Annotated in this window: 1 protein-coding gene; it reads left to right on the top strand. The window is 39.4% G+C overall.

The window, feature by feature from the left end; genetic code table 11:
• Positions 1–404: 404 nt before the first annotated feature.
• The coding region (locus PSN35_RS07665; protein WP_300031709.1) for an L-serine ammonia-lyase at positions 405–1,567 on the top strand (1,163 nt) is incomplete at its 3' end.

The raw sequence follows: 1,567 nt of genomic DNA, 5'->3' as shown, positions 1-1,567 counted from the left end.
TGGTGCTTGGCACGAGGCCATGCGGTGTTTGGCAAAACTTTTGCGGTGCTTGGCAAAAAAAATGTGGTGCTTGGCAAAACTTTTGCGGTGTCCCACAACTTCTCTGCGGGATGACGCAAAAAATAATCGGGTTGAGTAAATAAACAAAAAACCACAACCTGTGTCTAGTATTGGAAAAACGGTATATATAGAAATTTTTCGTTTAGAAAATTAGAATAAGTGGTCATTGGTTATTGATGATGAATTTAATAATTCAACCACTTGAGATAAAGATTTTAAATCTGAAAAAAGGCTTTATTGGAGACTAAAAAAACACTTAAAAGTACCCTTGTTAACAATCTTGATATAAGTGGTAAAAACCTCATAAAATTAGATTTATTGAGATAAGTTGATAATAGGTTGTTATGTTTATTAGTGTTTTAGAATTATTTAAAATTGGCATTGGTCCATCAAGCTCACACACGCTTGGACCGATGATTGCGGCAGATAATTTTATCAAATTAATTGCCGATCTTGATTTGTCAGAATCTGACACTACAACATTGTTTATTCGTTGTACGCTAAGAGGGTCTTTGGCCTTTACTGGCAAAGGACATGCAACAGATCGTGCTGTTGCTTTAGGGCTTCATGGGCATACACCACACAGTTTAACTGATATTAATATTGACGAATTGATTGCTCAGGTTTGGCACAAAAAGCATATTCATATCAATCAAGGTCTTGATGTTGGATTTATACCAGATACACATATTGTATTTGATAAGGGGCCGTCCTTGCCATCACACCCAAACGGTATGATTTTTGATCTTATTGATCAGTCTAATCAGTCGCTACTTTCACAAACTTATTATTCAATTGGTGGTGGATTTATCAATACTGCAGAAGAGATTGACAGCCTACAAGCGCCACTCAAAATGCAAAATTATACGTCGTGCCAATATCCATTTTCATCGGCGGCTGACATGTTAACCATGGCGACAGATAGTCATTTATCAATTGCAACAATGAAGCAAGCTAACGAACTTGAACATTTAATCGAGCAAACATTGTTCGATGGTATTGATGGTATATGGCAAGCCATGCAAGCTTGTGTTGACAAAGGATTGCAAACGGATGGCGAGTTGCCTGGCGGGCTTAGTATTAAGCGCCGGGCTAAATCGCTGCATGAAAATCTTCAAACTGGCAAAAATAATGCAACAGTCAATGATTGGCTTTGTGCCTATGCTATGGCAGTTAATGAAGAAAATGCAGCTGGCAATACAGTGGTTACCGCACCAACAAATGGCGCTGCCGGCGTTATACCAGCGGTTATTTATTATTTTGTTCATCATCAGCAAGGTAGTCAAGCGCAAGTTCGAGATTTTTTATTAACAGCAAGTGCTATTGGTGGGCTTATTAAACATCGAAGCTCTATATCGGGTGCTGAAGTTGGCTGTCAGGGTGAGGTTGGATCGGCTTCAGCCATGGCTGCTGCAGGATTGTGTTCCGTGTTAGGTGGCACACCTCAACAAGTTGAAAACGCTGCTGAAATTGCCCTTGAACATCATTTAGGGATGACATGTGATCC

Source organism: Candidatus Thioglobus sp. (assembly GCF_028599055.1).
GTDB lineage: Bacteria > Pseudomonadota > Gammaproteobacteria > PS1 > Pseudothioglobaceae > Thioglobus_A.
The sequence above is the reverse complement of the archived record's forward strand: the minus strand, read 5'-3'. Positions and strand labels throughout refer to the sequence as shown.